Source organism: Planomonospora sp. ID82291 (assembly GCF_015711645.1).
Classification (GTDB): Bacteria; Actinomycetota; Actinomycetes; order Streptosporangiales; family Streptosporangiaceae; genus Planomonospora.
The window spans coordinates 1,380,348-1,401,445 of record NZ_JABTEX010000001.1 but is presented as its reverse complement, the minus strand read 5'-3'; the positions used below and the strand labels follow the sequence as shown (position 1 = coordinate 1,401,445).

General features: G+C 73.6%; 20 protein-coding genes. 15 read left to right on the top strand and 5 right to left on the bottom strand.

Annotation, left to right across the window (positions count from 1 at the left end; genetic code table 11):
- Positions 1–57: 57 nt before the first annotated feature.
- Positions 58–981, bottom strand: a complete 924-nt coding sequence (gene mshD, locus HS045_RS06035; RefSeq protein WP_196450141.1) for a mycothiol synthase — start codon at positions 979–981, stop codon at positions 58–60.
- Between the two features lie 131 nt (positions 982–1,112).
- On the opposite strand from mshD, the gene HS045_RS06030 reads away from it, so the two are divergent.
- A complete protein-coding gene (locus HS045_RS06030; RefSeq protein ID WP_196450140.1) occupies positions 1,113–2,912 on the top strand; it encodes a bifunctional UDP-sugar hydrolase/5'-nucleotidase in 1,800 nt (599 codons plus the stop codon).
- A 154-nt stretch (positions 2,913–3,066) separates the two neighbouring features.
- Here HS045_RS06030 and HS045_RS06025 read toward each other — a convergent pair whose 3' ends face one another.
- On the bottom strand, positions 3,067–3,780 hold the full coding sequence (locus tag HS045_RS06025; RefSeq protein ID WP_196450139.1) for a response regulator transcription factor: 714 nt from the start codon (positions 3,778–3,780) through the stop codon (positions 3,067–3,069).
- 274 nt (positions 3,781–4,054) lie between these two features.
- Between HS045_RS06025 and HS045_RS06020 the strand changes: the two genes are divergently transcribed.
- The 10 genes from HS045_RS06020 (at position 4,055) to HS045_RS05980 (ending at position 10,760) form a co-directional block, all read left to right on the top strand.
- Positions 4,055–4,306: a MoaD/ThiS family protein gene (locus tag HS045_RS06020; RefSeq protein ID WP_196450138.1), complete on the top strand. Its 252-nt coding sequence runs from the start codon at positions 4,055–4,057 to the stop codon at positions 4,304–4,306.
- Between the two features lie 104 nt (positions 4,307–4,410).
- Positions 4,411–5,106 carry a DUF2993 domain-containing protein gene (locus tag HS045_RS06015; RefSeq protein ID WP_196450137.1) on the top strand — a complete coding sequence of 232 codons (696 nt, stop codon included), beginning with the start codon at positions 4,411–4,413 and terminating at the stop codon, positions 5,104–5,106.
- Positions 5,107–5,357: 251 nt separating this feature from the next.
- Positions 5,358–5,870 carry a sigma-70 family RNA polymerase sigma factor gene (locus tag HS045_RS06010; RefSeq protein ID WP_196450136.1) on the top strand — a complete coding sequence of 171 codons (513 nt, stop codon included), beginning with the start codon at positions 5,358–5,360 and terminating at the stop codon, positions 5,868–5,870.
- Positions 5,867–6,748, top strand: a complete 882-nt coding sequence (locus tag HS045_RS06005; RefSeq protein ID WP_230883449.1) for a zf-HC2 domain-containing protein — start codon at positions 5,867–5,869, stop codon at positions 6,746–6,748. Before HS045_RS06010 ends, HS045_RS06005 begins: the two co-directional genes overlap by 4 nt.
- Positions 6,749–6,889: 141 nt before the next feature.
- Complete coding sequence (locus HS045_RS06000; protein WP_196450135.1) at positions 6,890–7,306, top strand: thioredoxin family protein; 417 nt, start codon at positions 6,890–6,892, stop codon at positions 7,304–7,306.
- Positions 7,307–7,397: 91 nt separating this feature from the next.
- Entirely contained in the window at positions 7,398–7,481 is an 84-nt protein-coding gene (locus HS045_RS36385; protein WP_373293851.1) for an Ms5788A family Cys-rich leader peptide, read from the top strand.
- Between the two features lie 61 nt (positions 7,482–7,542).
- The gene (locus HS045_RS05995; RefSeq protein ID WP_196450134.1) at positions 7,543–7,941 is read left to right on the top strand and encodes a DUF4395 domain-containing protein; all 399 of its coding nucleotides are present in this window, start codon (positions 7,543–7,545) and stop codon (positions 7,939–7,941) included.
- A 16-nt stretch (positions 7,942–7,957) separates the two neighbouring features.
- Positions 7,958–8,797 (top strand): sulfurtransferase, encoded by an 840-nt coding sequence (locus HS045_RS05990; RefSeq protein ID WP_196450133.1) that lies wholly within the window; start codon positions 7,958–7,960, stop codon positions 8,795–8,797.
- On the top strand, positions 8,794–9,093 hold the full coding sequence (locus HS045_RS05985) for a DUF1416 domain-containing protein (protein WP_196450132.1): 300 nt from the start codon (positions 8,794–8,796) through the stop codon (positions 9,091–9,093). The genes HS045_RS05990 and HS045_RS05985 overlap by 4 nt, the downstream gene beginning before the upstream one ends.
- Before the next feature lie 341 nt (positions 9,094–9,434).
- Positions 9,435–10,760, top strand: a complete 1,326-nt coding sequence (locus tag HS045_RS05980; RefSeq protein WP_196450131.1) for a hypothetical protein — start codon at positions 9,435–9,437, stop codon at positions 10,758–10,760.
- Here the strand turns inward: HS045_RS05980 and HS045_RS05975 are convergent.
- From HS045_RS05975 to HS045_RS05965, 3 genes are read right to left on the bottom strand one after another with little or no spacing between them, the layout of a single operon-like run.
- Positions 10,750–11,985 carry a hypothetical protein gene (locus tag HS045_RS05975; protein ID WP_196450130.1) on the bottom strand — a complete coding sequence of 412 codons (1,236 nt, stop codon included), beginning with the start codon at positions 11,983–11,985 and terminating at the stop codon, positions 10,750–10,752. The two genes, HS045_RS05980 and HS045_RS05975, sit on opposite strands and share 11 nt — an antisense overlap.
- Positions 11,982–12,662 carry a hypothetical protein gene (locus HS045_RS05970; RefSeq protein WP_196450129.1) on the bottom strand — a complete coding sequence of 227 codons (681 nt, stop codon included), beginning with the start codon at positions 12,660–12,662 and terminating at the stop codon, positions 11,982–11,984. Before HS045_RS05970 ends, HS045_RS05975 begins: the two co-directional genes overlap by 4 nt.
- Positions 12,662–13,327, bottom strand: coding sequence for a hypothetical protein (locus tag HS045_RS05965; protein WP_196450128.1), 666 nt, complete (start codon positions 13,325–13,327; stop codon positions 12,662–12,664). Before HS045_RS05965 ends, HS045_RS05970 begins: the two co-directional genes overlap by 1 nt.
- 175 nt (positions 13,328–13,502) lie before the next feature.
- Between HS045_RS05965 and HS045_RS05960 the strand changes: the two genes are divergently transcribed.
- From HS045_RS05960 to HS045_RS05945, 4 genes are all read left to right on the top strand, one after another.
- Positions 13,503–15,455, top strand: a complete 1,953-nt coding sequence (locus tag HS045_RS05960) for a hypothetical protein (protein WP_307827394.1) — start codon at positions 13,503–13,505, stop codon at positions 15,453–15,455.
- Positions 15,456–15,852: 397 nt separating this feature from the next.
- Positions 15,853–18,828: an ATP-binding protein gene (locus HS045_RS05955; protein WP_196450126.1), complete on the top strand. Its 2,976-nt coding sequence runs from the start codon at positions 15,853–15,855 to the stop codon at positions 18,826–18,828.
- 193 nt (positions 18,829–19,021) lie between these two features.
- Positions 19,022–20,374, top strand: a complete 1,353-nt coding sequence (locus tag HS045_RS05950) for a MurT ligase domain-containing protein (protein ID WP_196450125.1) — start codon at positions 19,022–19,024, stop codon at positions 20,372–20,374.
- Complete coding sequence (locus HS045_RS05945) at positions 20,364–21,080, top strand: type 1 glutamine amidotransferase (RefSeq protein WP_196450124.1); 717 nt, start codon at positions 20,364–20,366, stop codon at positions 21,078–21,080. Before HS045_RS05950 ends, HS045_RS05945 begins: the two co-directional genes overlap by 11 nt.
- The last annotated feature ends 18 nt before the right edge of the window (positions 21,081–21,098 follow it).

Here is a 21,098-nt window from a genome sequence, read left to right as displayed (position 1 = left end):
GTCTCCGCCGGAGGTCTTCCCCGGAGGTCTCCGTCCCAGGGGCCTCGACGGGGCGGGTCAGCCGTGGTACATCACGTCCGTGGCCCAGCGGGTGAACCCCAGCCCCCGGTAGAGGCGGACCGCCCAGGCGTTGTCCTCGTCGACGTAGAGCAGCACCTCGGCCAGGCCGCGTGCGCGCAGGTGCTCCAGGCCCGCCAGGGTCAGCGACCGCCCCAGTCCGGCGCCCTGCTCGGCCGGGTCCACCCCGACCACGTAGACCTCGCCGATCGGCTCGTCCCCCCGCCCGCCGCCGGTGTCGTGCACCTTCGTCCAGTGGAAGCCGACCAGCCGCTCGCCGCGCACCGCGAGGAAGAAGCCCGCCGGATCGAACCACGGCTCCCGCTCGCGCAGCTCCAGGTCCTCCAGGGTCCACGCGCCCTGCTCCGGGTGGTGGGCGAACGCCAGGGCGTTCAGCGCCACCCAGGCCTCGCCGTCGGACGCCGGGTCGAAGGCGCGCAGCCGTACGCCGCCGGGGAGCGTGAACGCGGGCAGGGGGGCCGCGTGCGGGCCGGAGAGCGGGCGCCGCATCTGCCACAGCGACCTGACCCTCGCCAGGCCCAGCGACCTCGCCAGCGCCTCGGCCCCGGGGTGGCCGCCGTGCGCCCAGATCCGGACCCCCTTCCCGCTCCGGTCCCGGTCCCGGACGGACCGGAGCAGGAGGCTGCCGTGGCCCCGCCGGCGGAAGGCCGGACGGACCACCAGCTCGACGCTCGGGCCCTCGGCCGGGTCCGCCAGGTCCACGTGCGCGTAGCCCGCGAGGTCCTCCCCGGCGTACAGGAGCGCGGCCTCCGTGCGCTCGCCGCCGCCGCGACGCAGCCGCAGCATCGCGTGCTCGTTGAGGGGGCGGACCCCGTCGGCCTCCGCGGCGGCCTCGACCAGCGCGAGCACGGAGGCCACCTCCCGCTCGTCGAGTCGTTCCCGGTGTTCCACACGCACATCCATGTCCTGGACTCTAGGACGCCCGGCGGGTCCCGGGATCATCGGGGAATGGCGGAAGATGCCATCCCCCGGTCGGATGAATCGTTACCTCGCGGACATTCGATGCATAGATAACGGCTCTAGTGTCGTGTTTCATGATGTCCCGTTCCTTCCAGCGGTTGGCCCTGGCCGGCGTCCTCGCCTCCGCCGGCCTCGTGCTCGTCACGGGACCGGCCGAGGCGGGCAACAAGCCCGCCAAGACGGTGCCGGTCCGCCTGCTCTCCCTCAACGACTTCCACGGCCACCTGGAGCCCCCGACCGGGTCCTCGGGCCGGATGGTCGACGAGACCGGCGCCACGGTCGAGGCCGGCGGCGCGGCCTACGCGGCCACCCACCTCAAGCAGCTCACCGACAGGAACACCCTCAAGGTCGCCCAGGGCGACCTGATCGGCGCCACCCCGCTGATCTCCGCGGCCTTCCACGACGAGCCGTCGGTCGAGTTCCTCGGCAAGGTCGGCGTCACCACCTCGGCCGTGGGCAACCACGAGTTCGACGAGGGCTACGCCGAGCTCCGGCGCATCATGAAGGGCGGCTGCCACCCGGTGGACGGCTGCTCGCCCGCCGGCACCTGGAAGGGCGCCGAGTACGACTACATCGGCGCCAACGTGATCCTCAAGCGGGGCGGCTCCGGCGCCGGCGCCGAGAAGGACGCGCTCGCCGCGCTCGGCGGGAACGGCTCCTCGCTCCGCAGCCTGCTGCGGCAGTACGGCGTCCCGGCGCTGCCGCCCGTCTCCATCCGCTGGATGAACGGCGTGCCGATCGGCTTCATCGGCCTGGTCACCAAGACCACCCCGAACATCGTCACCGCCGAGGGCATCAAGGACCTGGAGTTCGTCGACGAGGTCAAGGCGGCCAACGTCGCCTCCCGGCTGCTCAAGCTGGTCGGCGTCAAGGCGCAGGTCGTGCTGGTGCACGAGGGCGACCAGGTCACCGCGGGCCAGTCGCCCGACGCGTGCAGCGCCCAGCCCGGCGCGGGCAACCGCATCGCCACCCAGGTGGACGCCGAGATCGACATGATCCTCAGCGGGCACTCCCACCAGGCGTACCTGTGCACGGTCGCCGACCCCAAGGGCAACCAGCGCCTCTACAGCCAGGGCGGCTCGTTCGGCCGGGTGATCACCAAGGTCGACTTCCGGGTGGACGTCCGCACCCGTGACGTGGTCCGCTCCTCCGTGGTCGCCGACAACCAGGTCGTGACCCGGACCGTCGCCCCCGACCCGGAGATCTCCGCGTTCGTCCAGACCTGGAAGGACCGCGTCGCCACGGTCGCGAACAAGCCGATCGGGAAGATCACCGCGGACATCGTGAACACGGCCGCCCCCTCCGGTGAGTCCCCGCTGGGCAACCTCATCGCCGACGGCCAGCTGGCCGCCGCGAAGACCGGCGGCAACGCCCAGATCGCGCTGATGAACCCGGGCGGCGTCCGGGCGAGCCTCACCTACCCGAGCTCCCCCGCGGGCGAGGGCGACGGCGTGGTGACCTACGGCGAGGCCTTCACGGTCCAGCCGTTCAACAACCTCGTGCAGGTGGTCACGCTCACCGGCGCCCAGCTCAAGACGCTCCTGGAGCAGCAGTTCCCCGGCGGCCCCAACAACCAGGCCTTCACCAAGATCCTGCAGCCGTCGTCGAACCTGACCTACTCCTACAGCGCGAGCGCGGCGTGGGGCTCGAAGGTCTCCGACATCAAGATCGACGGTGTCCCCGTGACGGACGCCCAGACGATCCGGGTCGCCGCCAACAACTTCCTCGTCGGCGGCGGCGACGCCTTCGCCGCCTTCACGGAGGGCACCGACGTGTGGAGCGGCCCGCTCGACATCGACGCGTTCGCCGCCTACTTCGCGGCGAACCCGGTGATCGCTCCGCCGGCCGCGAACCACATCACGGTCCTGCCGTAGGGAGGACCGCGGTCCTGCCGCAGGGGAGCGGGACGGCGCGAACGCGCGGAGGGGCCCGCCGGATCATCCGGCGGGCCCCTTGCCCGCAGGCGGGCCGGCTCAGCGGTGACGCGGCGGGCTCAGCGATGCGGCGGGGGTCGGTGACGCGGCGGGCTCAGCGGCGGGCCGGCTCGCGCTCCTCGGAGGCCTCGTTGCCGCGCTCGGGGACGAACCGGTAGCCGACGTTGCGGACCGTTCCGATCAGTGATTCGTACTCGGCGCCGAGCTTGGCGCGCAGCCGCCGGACGTGGACGTCCACGGTCCGGGTGCCGCCGAAGTAGTCGTAGCCCCAGACCTCCTGGAGCAGCTGGGCCCGGGTGAAGACCCGGCCGGGGTGCTGGGCGAGGTACTTCAGGAGCTCGAACTCCTTGAAGGTCAGGTCCAGCGCCCGGCCGCGGAGCCGGGCGGTGTAGGTGGCCTCGTCGATCGAGAGGTCGCCGCTGCGGATCTCGTCCGGGACCTCCTCGGCGGCGGACAGGTTCATCCGGCCCACGGCCATCCGGAGGCGGGCCTCGACCTCGGCGGGCCCGGCACTGTCGAGGATGACGTCGTCGGCGCCCCATTCGGCGGTCATCGCGGCCAGGCCGCCCTCGGTGACGATCACCATGAGGGGGCAGTCGAGACCGGTGGTCCGCAGCAGCCGGCACAGGCTCTTGGCCTGGACCAGCTCGCGGCGCGCGTCCACCAGGACGGCGTCGGCGGGCGGCGCGTCGATCAGCGCGGACGCCTCGGCGGGCGCGACCCGGACCGAGTGCAGCAGCAGGCCCAGGGCCGGCAGCACCTCGGCGGACGGTTGCAGGGCATTGGTAAGAAGCAGGAGGTTGCTCACGTGCACTCCTTCGCCGGGCTCATTGGCAGGCTCTCGTGCGGGGCGCGCTCGGCCCGCTCTCCCACGATCGCCTCCTTCCCGCGTCGCGCCGGCGGTAGCCGTACGAAAACACGTAAGGACCCGGGGGCTACGTCGCCCAGGTCCCGTAGTAGGCGAGGATATCCGAGAAGGGTCGAGCGTCCAGCGGACGTCCACCTGGTGAACACGGGTTTCCCCGTTGGATTCGCCGTAACCGGGTGGTGACCGAGTGCACGTCGGAGGAGTTGGTCGTCAGATGGCCAGGGGCAGGATCCGCTACTGGGCGGCGGCGAAGGAGGCGGCGGGCGTCGCGGAGGAGCCTTTCGAGGCCGCGGACCTGGCGGAGCTGGTGGCGAAGGTCACAGCGGGCAGGGAGGCGCTGGCCGTCGTGGCGCGCCGGTCGTCCTTCCTGGTGGACGGGAACCCGGTGGGCACCCGGGCGCACGGGACGATCGCGCTCCCGGACGGCGCGACGGTCGAGGTGCTGCCGCCCTTCGCCGGCGGCTGACCGGCGCTCCGGTCGACAGAGCAGGGCTCACGTTTCGTGCGGCATTGCCGGGGAACGCGCCGCGATGGCACTCTGGCCGGATCCGGGAACGGACACGGAAACGAATGACGGGACGTCGGATGCGCAAGCTGCTCGCTTTTCTGATCCTGCTGCTCGTTCTCCTCGCGATCCTGGACAGGGTCGCGGTCGCCGGGGTGGAGAAGGAGATCGCCACGCGCGCCACCGCGCGCTACGACCTGGCGGCCCCGCCGGAGGTGACCGTCCACGGCATCCCGTTCCTGACCCAGGCCGTCGCCGGGCGCTACGACGAGGTCGAGGTGAAGGTCGGCGCGCTGAACGTGGCCGGCGTCCGGCTGTCCGGCGTGGACGCCGTCCTGTACGGCGTGACCGCCCCCCTGTCCGACCTGGTGCTCCGCGCCGACCAGGTGGACGTGCGCGCCGAGCGGGTGGTGGGCACGATCGTGGTCCCGGAGGCGACGCTGAACCAGCGGGCGCCCAAGGGGATGCAGGTCGACGTCTCCGCCTCCGGCCTCGACGTCAGGGGACAGATCACCTTCCTCGGGCAGAAGGTGCCGGTGAAGGCCGGGATGAAGATCGAGCTGACCGACGAGGGCCTGCGGCTCACCCCGGAGAAGGTCACCCTGGGCGGCGGCATCACGGTGCCCGACCCGGAGCGGTTCATCCGCTACGAGGTCCCGATCGGGAACCTCCCCTTCGGCCTGAAGGTCACCGAGGTGACGCCCGTGGCCGGGGGCTTGCGGATCACGGCGGAGGCGGCGGACGTCCCGCTGCAGAACTGAGCCGTCCGTGCCGGGCCGGAGTCTCCGCCGCGACGGTCGCCCCGACCGCCCCGACCGCCCCGACCGCCCCGACCGCCCCGACCGCGACGGTCGTGGCGGTCGTGAGGGCCGTGACGGCCGCCGGTGTCCGGCGGCGGCCCGGCCACCGGACGGGACGTGCGGCGCTGCCCGGACAGGTGCCTGAACCGATGCCTGAACCGCTGCCCGGACAGGTGCCTGAACCGATCCGGCCCGCCGTACGTCGTGAGGGGGTGAGCCACGCCGGAACCGCCGACGAGCAGCTCGTCAGGGCGCTCTTCGACGAGCACGGCGGGCCGCTGTACGGCTACGTGCTGAGACTGACGGGCGACCCGGGGAGGGCGGAGGACGTCGTGCAGGAGACCCTGCTGCGGGCCTGGCGCCATCCCGACGTGCTCGGCGGGCGCTCGATCCGCGCGTGGCTGTTCACGGTGGCCCGCAACCTCGTCTTCGACCAGCACCGGGCACGCCGGGCCCGCCCGCCGGAGACGGGCGACGAGGCGCTCGCCGTGGTGCCCGCCGAGGACGAGCTGGAGCGGGCCGTGGAGTCCTGGGCGGTCGCCGAGGCGCTGGCCGCGCTCCGGCTCGAGCACCGTGAGGTGCTCACCGAGGTCTACTACCAGGGGAAGTCGGTCAAGGAGGCGGCCGAGGCGCTCGGCATCCCCGCCGGGACGGTGAAGTCGCGCACGTACTACGCGCTGCGCGCGCTCAAACTGGCGCTGGAGGAGCGGGGGCTCGCGCCATGACGATGAACTGTGACGAGGCGCGGATGTCGCTCGGGGTGTACGCCCTGGGAGCGCTGGAGCCGGAGGAGCACGCCGCGGTGCGGGCGCATCTCGCCGGGTGCGGGGAGTGCCGCGCGGAGGCGGAGGAGCTGGCCGGGGTCGCCGGGTTCCTCGGCCGGGTGTCCCAGGAGGACGTGGTCCAGGTGGCCAGCCCGCCGCGCGCGGTGCTCGACCGGCTGCTCGACGCCCGGACCAGGCGGCGCCGCCGGACGACGCGGGCGCTGCTCGCGGTGGCGGCCTCGGTCGTGCTGGCCGGGGTCGGCGGGACCGTCTGGACGGCGGTGGAGCGGGGCGCGCCGGAGATGTCGGCGGCCTCCGCCCCCGACTCCGGGGCCTCCGCTCCGTCCACCGCTCCCGGCGCTTCGCGGGACGGAGCCTTCGAGGCTTCGCGGGACGGAGCCTCGGAGGAGGACGCGGCGGGCACGCTGCGCGACGACGACGCCTCCCGCAAGGCGCGCGAAGTCTCCCCGGACGCGGCCGTGCAGGCCTCGCCCGGTGAGTCGCCCGGTCCGCGGATCATGCTGGACGCCCCGGAGGAACCGCTGGTCAGCACGGGGAGGAGCGGAGCCGTCCGGGCCCGGGTGACCGCCGTGCCCGGGAGGGGGGCGACCGCCGTCGAGGTGGTGGTCTCCGGGGTCGCCGAGGGCACCCGGCTCCGGCTGGACGCGGTCGACGCCGCCGGGAACCGGGAGACGGCCGGGAGCTGGACCGTCGACCGGGCCGCCTACGAGGAGTCGGGCCCCTTCCGGGGCTCGGTCACCATCCCGCCGGGCGGCGTCGACAGGTTCGAGCTGGCCACCGTCGGCGGCCGGGTGCTGCTCGTCGTCCGGGCCCGCTGACCCGCGTCCCCGCGCCCGCCCCGGGTACGGCTCCCGTCCGCCGGGCGGTGATCCCGCCCCGGGCCGGGCCACGCCCCGGGCCGGACCGGGACGTGCTCCGCGCCGGGAATGGCCCGCCGCGGGCAGGTGTTGTCCTGCCCGATGACCGGTCTGACGGTGGTGCTGGTGACGCTCGCCGCGGCCGCGCTCGCGGGCGCGGTGCTGCGGCGGCGCGGCGGCGTGCCGCGCGAGGTGAGGGGCGACGTGCAGCGGATGACTCCGGACGACCTCGGTGCGGAGCTGGGCGAGCGCGCCACGCTGGTGCAGTTCTCCAGCGCGTTCTGCCTGCCGTGCCGGGCCACCCGCCGGATCCTCGCCGAGGTGGCGGACATGGTCCCCGGAACGGCGCACGTGGAGATCGACGCCGAGTCCCGGCTGGAGCTGGTCCGCTCCCTGAACATCCTGCGCACCCCCACCGTGCTTATCCTCGACCGGTCGGGGTATGTGGTGAAACGTGCCTCGGGCCAGCCACGGAAGGCCGACGTCATCGGGGCACTGGGTCTCGCCATCGGTGAGTGAGCGGGGCACCCTATCGCCTTCCGGATCACCTTGTCTCAGGAATTGGACAGGGATGTGACAGATAGCGGGACGCCGGGGTAATGTCATCGCCATGCACCCCATGACAGAGCTGCTGACGAAGCGGCGCGCGGTCGACTTCTGCCGCGTCGCCACCGCGCTCTGTCGCGTTTCCTGAGGGCGATCCCAAGCGGCTCCGGCCGCACCCGATCTGCACGACCCTTCAGGAGCATCGCACGATGCAGGCTGATCCCAGAGCCCTTCGCTTCGCCGCGACCGTGACCGCCGTCGTCCTCGCGCTCGTCCTCATCACGGACAGCGTGTGGCTGCTGGCGGCCCAGACCGCGGTGTTCGCGCTGGGCGCCGTCGGCGCCTCGCCGTACGGAATGGTTTTCAAGGGGATTGTGAAGAGCCCTCCCAGGGAGTTGGAGGACGCCCGGCCGCCGCGCTTCGCGCAACTGGTCGGACTCGCCTTCGCCCTGGCGGCCCTGGTCGGACACGCAACACAGATCGCGCCGCTGGCCCTCGGCGCCACCGCCGCGGCCCTGTTCGCCGCCTTTCTCAACGCCGCATTCGGCTTCTGCCTCGGCTGCGAGACGTATTTGATCATTCGCCGCCTACTGCCCGCCGCAAGATGATCCCGGAGGAATCCCAATGAGCCGTTCCGCCGCACTGGTGGACGCCGACTGGGTCGAGGCCAACCTCGACACCCCTGGTGTCGTTCTCGTCGAGGTCGACGAGGACACCAGCGCATACGACAAGGGCCACATCCGTGGCGCCGTGAAGATCGACTGGAGGGACGACCTCCAGGACCCGGTCCGCCGCGACTTCGTGGACCGCGAGGGCTTCGAGGCCCTGCTGTCGGCCCGCGGCATCGCCAACGACGACACCGTGGTGCTCTACGGCGGCAACAACAACTGGTTCGCCGCCTACGCCTACTGGTACTTCAAGCTCTACGGCCACGAGAACGTCAGGCTCCTCGACGGCGGCCGCAAGAAGTGGGAGCTCGACTCCCGCGAGCTGGTCACCGAGGTGCCGCAGCGCCAGGCCACCCGGTACACGGCCAAGGAGCAGGACACGAGCCTGCGCGCCTTCCGCGACGACGTGCTCGCCGCGATCGGCAAGCTCAACCTGGTCGACGTGCGCTCGCCCGACGAGTTCACCGGCAAGCTGCTCGCCCCGGCCCACCTCCCGCAGGAGCAGGCGCAGCGCGCCGGCCACGTGCCGACCGCCCGCAGCATCCCGTGGTCCAAGGCCGCGAACGACGACGGCACCTTCAAGTCCGACGAGGAGCTGAAGTCCCTCTACGAGGGCGCCGGCGTCGACTTCGGCAAGGACACCATCGCCTACTGCCGCATCGGTGAGCGCTCCGCGCACACCTGGTTCGTGCTGCACGAGCTGCTGGAGCAGGCCAACGTCAAGAACTACGACGGATCATGGACCGAGTACGGCTCGCTCGTGGGCGTGCCGGTCGAGTTGGGAGAGGCCCGATGAGCACCCAGGGTTGCGCAGCACCGGAGCAGACCGCCGCCGTTCCCGCCGGGATCGACCTGTCGACCCAGGCCGTCATCCAGGGCGTCGTGACGGGCGCGGGCACCGCCTACGCCCGCCTGCTGGACCACTCCGGTGAGTTCACCGGCGAGGTCGTCGTCTCCGAGGAGGGCGTCTTCCGCTTCTTCGCCGCTCCCGGTGACTGGACCGTCCGCATCATCGCGGGCGGCGGCGTCACCAAGGACGTCCCCGCCCAGGCCCGCCTCGGCGAGGTCACCCAGCTGGCCGTGGCCGTCTGACCGAGCCGCGGACGAGCCGCGGACGGGGCCGCGCGGTCGTCTGAACCGCGCGGTGTCCGGACCGCTCGGCGGGAAAAGGACCGGCGTCCCTCCTCGGTGAGGGACGCCGGTCCTCTGCTTTCCGGAGGACCGTCCTCCGGGTCCGCGGGAACGGTCCTCTGCTTTCCGGAGGACCGTCCTCCGGCGCTCCGGAAGGACTCCGGCCCTTCCGAAGGGCCGTCCCCGGTGTTCCGCGGTGCGGTGCGAGGCGGTGTTCGGCTGTGGTGCGAGGCGGTGTTCGGCTGTGGTGCGGGGCGGTGTTCGGCTGTGGTGCGGGGCGAGGGGTCGCTACGATTCGTGAGGTGTCCGGAACGTCTGCTGCGCCCTCATCGTCCCCGTCCGCCCCGCAGGCCGCACCGCCGCCGGCCGCCAGGCGGGCACCCACCCGGCTCACGGCGTACTCGCTGCCTCTGCACACCTTCAGGATCTTCGGTGCCTGCGCGCTCTCGCTGGTGCTCTGGTTCTCCGCCGGACGGGCGGTCCGCGCGGCGCTGATGTGGGCGGGCACCGAACTGGCGCACGGCGACCACCGGCAGGTACGGCTCGTCATCACGACGCTGATCTTCACGTTGATCGTGCTGAACGAACTCGTCGTCATGGTCGGCATGCTGCACGCGGTGCGCGGCGCGCTCCGGGAGATCCGGGTACGCAGGTCCGAGGACGAGGGGGCGGACGAGAGCCTGTTCGGCGCGCTCAACCGGACCACGCTGCTCTTCGCCACGATCTACCTGGCGTGGAGCTTCCACCGGGAGGACGCCCAGGAGTTCACCTCCCTGGACATCATGAAGCGGATCGACCAGGACCTCCAGGGGTCGCTGGCCGGGATCGAGGGTGAGGCGGGCACCATCCTCATCGGGCTGGACGTCCGGATCTCCGCCGGGATCGCGGTGGCGGCCTACATCCTCAAGACGCTGTCCGCCTGGCTGTACATGAACGGCAAGGTGCGGGGCGGCGGCGTGCTGACCGCCTTCTTCGAGCTGGGCTTCGCCTACTACGGCCTCACCGCGCTGTTCGCCTTCGCCGCGTCGCGGTCGGACTGGCTGGACGATCGGGCCGTCGTGACCGCGGTCAAGGACCGGTTCGAGGACCTGGAGAAGACCCTCCCGTGGTGGAAGGGGTTCTGGGAGGGCGTCGGCGACCTCTGGCCGCTCCTCGTGGACGCGCTGATCGAGCCGCTCGCCTGGCTGGCCGTGGCCGCGCTCGTCTACGGCGCCTTCGCCGAGGACACGCGCGCGGTCGTCCGGGGGACCCGTCTGGAGAGGGTCGCCGACCGGGTGGAGCGGACGCACGTCCTGACCCGCACGACCATGATCGGGGCCACCGTCGGGTTCCGGGACCGCTGGATCCCGCCGGTCAACGCCTTCCGGCTCGCCTCCCGCGGCGGCGCGGCGCTGTTCGGCGTGTTCTGCCTGTGCTACGTCGCCCTCCAGGTGGGCGCCGACTACGCGGACCGGAGCATCCGGGCGCTGGTCGGCAGCGACTTCCCCTTCTTCTGGACGCTGTTCGACACCCCCGTGGCCTTCACCGTGGACCTGGTCGTCGGCGTGCTGACGGTCTGCCTGCTGGCGGCCACGTTCGACATCGCGGCCACCCGCAGCCGTGAGGCCGGGCAGGCGCTCACCGCCTGAACAGCAGCACCCGGTCCCGGGGCTCGGTCTTCTCCGTGCCGGCGCGCTTGAACAGCTGCTCCACGCTCTCCTCCTCCAGCGGGACGCGGATCGTGCTGGGGACGACGTGGACCTCGACCTCGTCGGCGACCTCCTGCGGCACCACGCTGACGGCGTTGTAGCGGTAGGCGGTGCCGACCTTGTGCTCCTTGACCTCCAGGGGGAGGTCGTTGTCGGCGATCAGGACCTGCCAACTGCGGCCGTCGGGGTGAACGGCCTTGATCGTGGGCTCGCCGCGCCGGATCACCCCCTCGGTGTTCAGGGACGTCCGACTCACCGTGATCTTGAGCCATTTCCGGCCGGGCTTGGCCTTCCCCAGTCCCGGCAGGCTGTCCGCCGGCTCGACCTCCGCCCGCCAGGCCACGTGCATGAGCGTGCCGCTGTCACCGGGCTCCACGATGTGGAAGCGCAGCGCGGGAATGCCGGACCGGTAGAAGCCGTAGCCCTCCCAGGTGGGGATCCCGACGGCCAGGGCGACCGCGACGAGCAGCCCGCCGAACCGCAGCGCCGTACGGCGTCGCGGCGCGGGGACGGCGGTCCCGGCCGCCGGAGGGGTCTCCTCGCACGTCTCCGAGGCGTCCGGCCGGGAGACGGGCGGAGGGGCCGCGAGGCCCGCGGCGGAGGCCGCCGCCGGTGCCGCGGCGGTCACCGGAGCGGGACCACCCGGCGTCGGAGCGGGACCACCCGCCGTCGGGGCGGCGCGCCGCGGGAGCGGAGGCGTGGGGACCGCGGGGAAGGGCTGGGTGGACGACCCCGGCGACTCGCGCGCGGGCCGGGGCACGGGAGGCCAGACCTGCTCGTCGGGGAAGACCTGCCGGGGGGCGGGCATCCAGGGCAGACCGGCGGGCTGCGGTTCCGCGGCGGCCGGCTGCGCTGCCGGGGCCGCGACCGGCTGCGCTGCCGGGGCCGCGACCGGAGGCGCGGGCGGAGGCGGGGCCGCGACCGGGTGCCCGAAGGCGGGGTCCGGCGGGGCCGGGGTTCCGGACGGGTGCCCGGGGTGGGTCTCCGGCGGGGCGGGCCAGGCGCCGGGAGCGGGCCAGGGGGCGCCGCGGTAGGGCTCGCCCTCGGGGGACTCGCCGTAGGGCCGGCCGTGGGAGCGCCGGGGGGCGTCGGCGGACGGCTCCTCCCGCCCGGGAGCGGACCGGTCCGGAAGGCCCGCGTTCTCCGGGGCCGGGGTGCCGGTCACTGCGTACTCGTCAAGGGGTAGACGTCCTTCGCATCGGCGATCAGGCGTTGCGTGCCCGCCTCGTCCAGGCCCAGGTCGACCTCCACCTCCGGCTGGTAGGTCTCCCCGATGAACCCGTTCTTCAGCGGGAGCACGATCCGGGAGCCGGTCAGCGCGCTGACCGGGACCTCGAAGACCGCCACGCCCTCGGTCCACCAGCCCGGCTGGATGTAGGGGTTGACGATGGTCAGCGAGGAGTCGACCTTGTCGGTGGCCTGGTAGCGCTTGTCGTCGTCGGTGAGCAGCACCGGGGCCGCGAACTGCTGCGGCTCCCGGTGGGCGGTCGCCTCCAGCGTGACGACGACGAAGATCCCCGAGGTGGTGGCCTTCTCCACCTTGTCGGACGCGTCCGTGGTCTGCACGGACCGCGCGCCGTACACCCCCTTCACCCGGGCGGAGAAGCGCGAGGCGACGACCTCCTCGCCGAGGCCGCCGGTCCAGGTCAGCGCGGCGCTCCGCTCCTCGGCGCTCAGGGCGGTGGACTGCAGGGCCACCGCGGCGGCGGCCAGGGAGAGCCCGGCGAGCAGGGCGCCCGCCCGGCGCATCCGGCCCGGCCGCCGGGGCGGACGGCGACGGCCCGTCCGCGACTCGGACGCGGCGGCCGGGCTCGCCTGGTCCATGGGAGGCGCGGCGCTCATCAGCCCTCCTCCCCCCGCTCGGCGGGCGCCTCGACGGGCGCCTCGACGGGCAGGGTGACCTGCGCCACGACCTTCGGCGGGGAGTCGTCCGCCTCCCCGTCCCGCTCCAGCGTCCAGCTGCCCGGGGAGACCGTGAACTGCTCCTGGAACTCGAACGTCCCGACGTCGAAGCGCACCTTCTCCGGAGGCTCCTGCCCCTCGGGCAGCTCGTAGCGGAGCACGACGGTGGAGGCCATGCCCGGATGCAGCTGCCTGCTCGGCACCCCCTCGTCGGCGATGTTCACGATGGGACCGCCGTCGGAGGCGATCGCCGGGTTCATCGCGAGCAGGCCCTTGGCGAAGAAGAAGCCCTTCGGACCGGGCGACCCCGTGCCGGTGGTCTCGTCGCCCTTGTTCGTGACCTCCAGCTCGACCTCCAGGAACCGCTTGCCCCCGGGACCGTACTCGTCCGGCTGGAAAACGGTCCGCGTCGTCACGAACTTGGTGAGAAACTGTTTCTGATCGACGACGGCCCCCGGGCCGAGCTGCTTGGGAGGTTCGTTGGAGGCATCGGAGAAGCCGCCCAGGGCGGCGGTGACCCCCAGGGCGGCGGAGAGGACCAGGGCGGTGACGGGCACCGCGATGGGGCGTCGCCGTGAGGTACCGCCGCCGGGGGGAGACGTCATGACAATGGATGGTAATCGCTGATCTCAGTACCGTCCGACTCATTCATCCCACATGTCACGATGAACGAGCGGAAAATGCAGCGGATTGGTCGGAACGCCGCCCCTACGGCAGGTCCAGCTCATACGCTGTCACGGAGGCGGACGAGAGCCCGACGGCGGAGGTTCCGTGGCGGACGTGCATCCTGAGCATGCGCAGCTCCAGGCGGACCGGATCTACCTGGGCTGGCAGTATGCCCTGCTGCATCCGGACCCCGGTCCGGCGCCCCGGCGGCCGTCCCCCGTCGAGGACCCCGCCTTCGAGATCGACCCCGAATGGGTGCGCCGCGAGCGGCTCAACGAGGACCTGCTCAACCGGCCGGTGAAGATCGTCCGCGGGTTCATGATCGCCCTGGCCCTCCTCGTCGCCGGGGTCTCCGCCACCGGGCTGCTGGACTGGTCGTTCGCCGCGGTCGGGCTGGCGGCATCCCTCGGCGTCGCCGGGTTCTGCACCTACGCGGTCCACCAGGGCGACCGGGCGGTCCGCCACCGGATCGAGGAGCGCAGGAGCGCCGTGGACCGGCGGCGGCAGGAGCGCGACCGGGAGCTCTTCCTCGCCCAGGAGGAGCACGCCGCCCGCTACCGCGAGTGGGCGGAGCAGAAGGAGCGCTACGACCGCCAGCTCACCTGGTACGCGGTGACCGTCCCCGACGAGATCGACCGCCTCGACGTGGCCGGCGGCACGCTGCCCGGCTGGTCGGCCCTGATCACCCTGCTCGGCGCGACCCGCCTCTACAGCGGCGGCCATCTGACCGTGCTCGACCTGTCCGAGGGCGCGATCGCCAAGGACCTGATCGAGCTGGCCCGCCGGGGCGGCGACGACCCGCTGGTCTGGGTGCTCCCGGTGGACCTGCCCCGGCTGGACCTGGGGGCGACGCTCGCGCCCGAGGCCTTCGCCGACGTCCTGGCCCACGTGGTGAGCGTCAGCGAGGAGCACCGCACCACCCGGGACCTGTCCTTCGACAACGCGATCCTGGAGCGGGTCCTGGAGGTCCTCGGCACGAACGCCACGATCAACCAGGTGACCGCCGCGCTGCGGGCGCTGGCCCAGGTGGGCGACCCCCGCGAGGACCTGCGCCTGGGCCTGATCACCGCCACCCAGCTGGAGCGGATCGGCACGCTGTTCGGCCGCGGGGTCAGCGACCGGGTGGTGATCGAGCGGGCCTGGGCGCTGGAGTCGCAGCTGCGCAAGCTGGAGACGCTCGGCTCGGAGGCCGTACGGCTCCCGCCCGCGCGGCTGCGGGTGGTCTCCATGGACCGGCAGGCCGGGGTGTTCGGCAACCGGGTGCTGGGCACCTACGTGGCCACCGCGCTCACCCACATCCTGCGCCAGTCGCCCGGCTCGGAGCGGCCCTGGTACCACACGATCATCGTCGCCGGGGCGGACAAGCTCCGCGGCGACGTGCTCGACCGGCTGATGGACGCCTGCGAGACCTCCCGAACGGGGCTGGTGCTGACCTACCGGTCGCTGACGCCGACCGTGCGGGAGCGGCTGGGCCGGGGGCACGCGGCGGTGGCGTTCATGCGGCTGGGCAACGCCGAGGACGCCCGGGTGGCCAGCGAGCACGTCGGCACCGAGCATCGGCTGGAGCTCGCCCAGCTCACCGAGACCATCAGCGCCGCGGGCGCGGGGCTCGACGGGGGCTACACCTCCACGGTCGGCCAGACCGACGAGGACGGGGACGTGCACGCCACCGGCCACGCGGACCTGAAGGAGGACATCACCGAGTCCACCGAGTGGGGGCGGCGGGCGACCAAGGCGCTGGGCGACACCGAGCGGGTGCTGCACCGCTCCCGGGAGTTCCTCGTCGAGCCGCACCAGCTCCAGCAGCTCCCCACCACGTCGGTGATCGTCACCGACGCCACCGCGCAGGGCCGCCGGGTACGGCTGGCCGACGCCAACCCGGCGATCCTCACCTTCCCCAAGACGACGCTGGGGGAGTTCGAGGAGATCCGCGAGCGGCTGCTGGAGCCCTTCGCGGCGCGGGAGGACCGGCCGCGCGATCCGGACCGCGAGCCGAACCCCTTCGAGGACGCCCCGCCCAACCTCGGCCCGCCGCCGCCCCGGCTCGACTGGCGCAGACGGCAGTGAGCCCGCGGCGGCGGCGCGGCGGCGGACCGAGGGCGGTGACGGCGGCGCGGCGGGCCGGGGTGGTGCGGCGGCGCGGTGACGGTGACGGTGGTGCGGCGGCGCGGTGACGGTGACGGTGGTGCGGCGGCGCGGTGACGGTGACGGTGGTGCGGCGGCGCGGTGACGGTGACGGTGGTGCGGCGGCGCGGTGACGGTGGCGCGGTGGGCCGGGCTCCGGTGAAACGCGCGGGCGCGTCAACGAAGGGTGCGGACAGGGTAATGGAGTGGTCAATGCCGGGGTGCCGGTCAGAGTGAGGTTCGACCGTAGTGCTGTCGCGAGGCCTCGCCCAGCACGGCGGAGCGATCGGTGAAGCGTCGACCCCCCGGCTCGGAGCCGGGGGCCCCGGGTGGAGACCACATGCAGCAGCAGAGCGTATCCCGTCTTCCGCACACCCTGGCCGGTCCGTGGTACCGGATCCAGGCGATCGCGGCGCCCTCGCGCAGTTCGTCGGCCGAGTGGGACTTCGTCACCGTCCTGCCCGCCGTGCTCTCCGCGGCCCAGCGCGGACGGCCCTTCGTGATCGGCTGGCTCTCCCGGGGCGCGGGCGCCCCGCTGGAGCTGCTCACCAACGCCGGACCGCTGACCCCGCCGCGCGCGCCCCGCCGGGCCGTCACCGCCGAGCACGGGCGGCGGACGGCCGAGGCCGAGCCGCTGCTGTTCCCCGGCGGCGCCCGCGGCGTGCGGATCGGCGACGAGTGGCTGCGCGACCTGACCGACCTCGTCTGGACGACCTGCCCGGGACGGCAGGCGCCGCCGCTGGGCGGTCGCCGCGAGGCCGACGCCGACGAGGTCACCCGGCCCACCCTGTTCGAGTCCACGCTGGTCACGCTCATGTCCCGGCCGTTCGCCTGGCTGGTGGTGGCCGAGCCCACCGACCTGCTGGACGCCGAGGTGGCCCACCTGCGCACCCAGCTCAACGTGCTGCGCCAGTACGGCGACGCCTCCGAGCGCTCGCGCTACGACGCCGAGCGGGCCGAGCGGCGCATGCAGGAGCTCGACACCTTCCGCGAGGCCGGGCTCTGGAACGTCCGGGTGCTGGCCGGGGCGGCCGGCCCCGAGGAGCTGCGGCAGATCGCTCCGGTGCTGGTCGGCTCCGCCGAACTGGGCCACCACCCCTACCGCCTGCGCAGCGCGCTGTCGGCCCCGCCCTGCGGCTTCACGGACGCGCTCACCACGACCCTGCAGGACCCCGCCGACGGCGCCGCCGCGCCCTTCGCGGCCACCGCCGGGACGCTCGCCGCGCTGGCCGGGCTGCCCCGCCGGGAGGTGCCCGGCGTCCGGGTGGTCGAGGCGGGCTTCTTCGACGTGACCAGCGAGGCCGACGCGTCCGCCGGGGAGCCCTCGGTCGACCTCGGGACGATCGTGGACGGCCAGGACCGCGCGGTGGGCACGTTCCGGGTCCCGCTCGCCACCCTGAACCGGCACGCGTTCGTCACCGGTGCCACCGGCTCCGGCAAGTCCCAGACGGTCCGCCACCTGCTGGAGGAGCTCACCGGCGCGGGCATCCCCTGGCTGGCGATCGAGCCGGCCAAGTCCGAGTACGCCGCGATGGGCGGCCGGATCGAGCACCTCGCCCCGGTGACCGTGATCAACCCGTCGGACCCCGACACCGTGCCGTTCAGCGTGAACCCGCTCGCGCCGGAGCCCGGTTACCCGGTCCAGGCCCACATCGACATGGTCCGGGCGCTGTTCATGGCGGCCTTCGACGCCGAGGAGCCGTTCCCGCAGATCATGTCGCTCGCCCTGCAGCGGGTCTACGAGGCCAACGGCTGGGACGTGGTCACCGGTGCGGCGGCCCCGGGGGCGGCGGTGCAGCCCGCCGTGCCGACCCTGGAGCAGCTGCAGCGGCACGCGATGGACGTGATCAAGGAGATCGGCTACGGCCGGGAGGTCCAGGCCGACGTCGAGGGCTTCATCGCGCTGCGGCTGCGCTCGTTGCGGGTCGGCTCGGCCGGGCGCTTCTTCGAGGGCGGCCACCCCGCCGACATCGGCGACCTGCTCCGGCGCAACGTCGTGCTGGCCATCGAGGACGTGGCCAACGACGAGGACAAGGCGTTCCTGATGGGCACGCTGATCATCCGGATCGTGGAGCACCTGCGGATGCGGGCCCGGTCGTCGAAGACCTCCGGGCTGCAGCACGTGATCGTGATCGAGGAGGCGCACCGGCTGCTGCGCGACCGGGGCGCGGGCCGGGCCAGCACGCACGCGGTCGAGCTGCTGGCCGGCATGCTCGCCGAGATCCGCGCGTACGGCGAGGGCATCGTGGTCGCCGAGCAGATCCCCACCAAGCTGGTCGCCGACGTGGTGAAGAACACCGCGCTGAAGGTCGTCCACCGGCTCCCCGCCGAGGACGACCGCCGCCTGGTCGGCGCCGCGATGAACCTGAGCGAGGAGCAGTCCCGGCAGGTCGTCTCGCTCCAGCCCGGCACGGCGGCGGTCTTCGCCGACGGGATGGACCGGCCGCTGCGGATCCGGGTGCCGCTGGGCGAGGACCGCGAGCACCCGGCCCCCGGGCAGACCCCGCCGATCTGCGGCCGCCGTTCGGTGGCCTGCGGCCAGGAGTGCCGGAGCGGCCGGGCGTGCACGCTGGTCGAGATCCGCGAGGCCGACCTGCTGGCCGACGCCCCCGAGTGGGCCTGGCTGCGGATCTGGGCCGACACGCTGGTGCTGGCGTTCTGCGTGAACCGGCCCGTGCCGGGCGTGCCGCGGGCGCTGGCGGGGCTCTGGGCGGAGCTGCCCGCGCGGCGGCGCGAGTGCCTGCTGGCCACGGCGGTGGAGCGGGCCGTCGCCCGCCGGGCGTGGGCGCTGCGCACGGTCGCCGACCCGGCCCTGCTCACCGAGCAGGCCGCCGAGGCCGCCGCCCGGCTGCTGGGGCCCGACCGCAAGCCCGGCGAGCGGCCCGGACCCGCCTGGGTGATCCCGCAGGTCCGGTGGTTGCACGAGGTGGAGCGGCTCTTCCCCTACGGGCAGGCGGCCCCGAACCCGCGCGGTCCCGCGCCGGCCATGGAGTACCCCCTGTTCGACCGTCCCGCCGGCGGCGAGGAACTGCTCGGCCACCGCGCCCGGGCGCTCCGGCACCACCCGCTCTCCATGGAGGCCGATCGGAACCGGACGCTCGCCTGGCGGGTCCTGCTGGGCGACGACGAGCACGAGGGCGTGGAGCGCGACGTGCTGACCGTCACGATCGGGATCGACCCGGCCGAGCGGCTGCGCCACGTCGCGCAGACGATGGGAGCGGGCTGGCTGGAGACCGTGCTGTCCTGGCCGAACCGGTTCGTGCTCCCGTTCGACGCCGAGTCGTCCGACGCGGTGGAGCTCGCCTTCACCGAGTGACGGGCGCCGCGTGACGGGCGCCGCGTGACGGGGCCGTGCGGTGGGATCGTACGGCGGGCGCCACGGGTCGGGCGTCGGGCGGTTCCCGCGGAGATCCGATGGAGATCCGCGGGGGTGCGCGGGCGTTCTGCGGTGTTCGTGCAGGCGGCCGCGCGGGCGGTCGCCCCGCCCATCCCCGGCTAGGATCGGCGGCATGACTCAGCTTCCGCTGCGGGCGCAGCTCGCGAGTGCTCTCGGCCGGACGGCCGCGACGCTGTCCCGGGCGACCGGACGCGGCGACGGATCGGTGATCGGCGGCCGGGTCGGCCTGGCCCTGGAGCCGGACCTGCTGCGCAAGCTCGCCCAGGACCGCAGGCTCGCCCTGGTGAGCGCGACCAACGGCAAGACCACCACGACGCGGCTGATCACCTCCGCTCTGCAGGAGCTCGGCGGCGTCGCCACCAACGCCTTCGGCGCCAACATGCCCGCCGGCCACGTGTCCGCGCTCTCGTCGGCGAAGGACGCGCCGTACGGCGTGCTGGAGGTCGACGAGAAGTACCTCCCCGAGGTGATCGAGACCACCGGCGCGGGCGTGGTGGTCCTGATGAACCTCAGCCGCGACCAGATGGACCGGGCGGCCGAGATCTGGCTGCTGGCCCAGAAGTGGCGCCGCGCGCTGGTGGCCAGGAACACCCACGTGATCGCCAACGCGGACGACCCGCTGGTGGCCTGGGGCGCGTCCACCGCCGCCCGGGTGACCTGGGTCTCGGTCGGGCAGCCGTGGAAGGAGGACTCCTGGTGCTGCCCCGAGTGCGGCGGTCCGCTCGACCGCGGCGGGATGGACTACGTCCCGCCCGGCGGCCACGCGCCCGGCGTCGCCGTACGGCAGGCGGACGGGAGCGTTCCCGCGGCCCCGGGCTCCCCGGCGAGCCCCGCTGCTCCGGGCGGCGGGCTGGCGGAGAACGACTGGGCGTGCCGCGAGTGCTCCTTCCGGCGGCCCGCCCCGACCTGGTTCCTCGACGGCGAGACGGTGGTCGACCCTCGCGGGCAGCGCTGGCCGCTGGACATCCGGCTGCCCGGCCGGGCCAACCGGGCCAACGCGGTGGTCGCGCTGGCCACCGCGGAGGCGTTCGGCCTCCCCGTCCAGCGGGCGCTGCCCCGGCTGGCCGAGGTCACCTCGGTGGCCGGCCGCTACACCACGGTGGAGCGCGAGGGCCGCCAGGCCCGGCTGCTGCTGGCGAAGAACCCGGCGGGCTGGCTGGAGGCGTTCGACGTGCTCGACCCGGCGCTGCCGGTGATCCTCTCGGTGAACGCCCAGGGCCCCGACGGCCGCGACACCTCCTGGCTGTGGGACGTCGACTACCGGGTGCTGCGCGGCAGGCCGGTCTACGTGACCGGGGAGCGCCGGCTCGACCTCGCCCTCCGGCTCGACGTGGCCGAGGTGCCGTTCCAGCTGACGGAGTCCTTCGGGCACGCGCTCGCGGTCCAGCCGCCGGGCAAGGTCGACGTGATCGCCAACTACACCGCCTTCCAGCAGATCCGATCGGAGTTCGGTCGTGCCGTCTGACAGCGTCCTGCGTCTTGTCTGGATCTATCCGGACCTGCTCAGCACCTACGGGGACCAGGGCAACGTCCTGGTCCTGGAGCAGCGAGCCCGGCGCCGCGGGATCGCGGTCGAGACCGTCCACGTGCGCTCGGCCGATCCGGTGCCCGAGCAGGGCGACGTCTACCTGATCGGCGGCGGCGAGGACCGGCCGCAGATCCTGGCGGCCGAGCGGCTGCGCCGCGACGGCGGGCTGCACCGGGCCGTCGCCCGGGGCGCCGCCCTGCTGGCGGTCTGCGCGGGCTACCAGATCATGGGCAGCACGTTCGGCGGTGAGGAGGGGCAGCCGGTGGACGGCATCGGGCTGCTCGACATCGCCAGCGGCCGGGGCGCCGCCCGCGCGGTCGGCGAGCTCGTCGCGGAGGCCGACCCGGCGCTCGGGATCCCGGTCCTGACCGGGTTCGAGAACCACATGGGCGTCACCCGGCTCGGCCCGGGCGTGCGCCCGCTCTCCCGTACGGTGGTCGGCACCGGGAACGGCGACGGGACCGAGGGCTGCTACGCCGGGAAGATCGTCGGCACCTACCTGCACGGTCCGGCGCTGGCGCGCAACCCGGGCCTGGCGGACCTGCTGCTGACCTGGGCGGTCGGCGCGCAGCTCCCGCCGATCGACGACACCTGGTTCGAGCGGCTCCGCCAGGAGCGGCTCACCGCGGTCCGGCCCGCCTGAGCTTCCGGTCACGGGCGG

Coding starts and splice junctions, on each gene's coding strand:
- mshD (WP_196450141.1), bottom strand. CDS start 981: ATGGATGTGCGTGTGGAACACCGGGAACGACTCGACGAGCGGGAGGTG.
- HS045_RS06030 (WP_196450140.1), top strand. CDS start 1,113: ATGATGTCCCGTTCCTTCCAGCGGTTGGCCCTGGCCGGCGTCCTCGCC.
- HS045_RS06020 (WP_196450138.1), top strand. CDS start 4,055: ATGGCCAGGGGCAGGATCCGCTACTGGGCGGCGGCGAAGGAGGCGGCG.
- HS045_RS06015 (WP_196450137.1), top strand. CDS start 4,411: ATGACGGGACGTCGGATGCGCAAGCTGCTCGCTTTTCTGATCCTGCTG.
- HS045_RS06005 (WP_230883449.1), top strand. CDS start 5,867: ATGACGATGAACTGTGACGAGGCGCGGATGTCGCTCGGGGTGTACGCC.
- HS045_RS06000 (WP_196450135.1), top strand. CDS start 6,890: ATGACCGGTCTGACGGTGGTGCTGGTGACGCTCGCCGCGGCCGCGCTC.
- HS045_RS36385 (WP_373293851.1), top strand. CDS start 7,398: ATGCACCCCATGACAGAGCTGCTGACGAAGCGGCGCGCGGTCGACTTC.
- HS045_RS05995 (WP_196450134.1), top strand. CDS start 7,543: ATGCAGGCTGATCCCAGAGCCCTTCGCTTCGCCGCGACCGTGACCGCC.
- HS045_RS05990 (WP_196450133.1), top strand. CDS start 7,958: ATGAGCCGTTCCGCCGCACTGGTGGACGCCGACTGGGTCGAGGCCAAC.
- HS045_RS05985 (WP_196450132.1), top strand. CDS start 8,794: ATGAGCACCCAGGGTTGCGCAGCACCGGAGCAGACCGCCGCCGTTCCC.
- HS045_RS05970 (WP_196450129.1), bottom strand. CDS start 12,662: ATGAGCGCCGCGCCTCCCATGGACCAGGCGAGCCCGGCCGCCGCGTCC.
- HS045_RS05965 (WP_196450128.1), bottom strand. CDS start 13,327: ATGACGTCTCCCCCCGGCGGCGGTACCTCACGGCGACGCCCCATCGCG.
- HS045_RS05955 (WP_196450126.1), top strand. CDS start 15,853: ATGCAGCAGCAGAGCGTATCCCGTCTTCCGCACACCCTGGCCGGTCCG.
- HS045_RS05950 (WP_196450125.1), top strand. CDS start 19,022: ATGACTCAGCTTCCGCTGCGGGCGCAGCTCGCGAGTGCTCTCGGCCGG.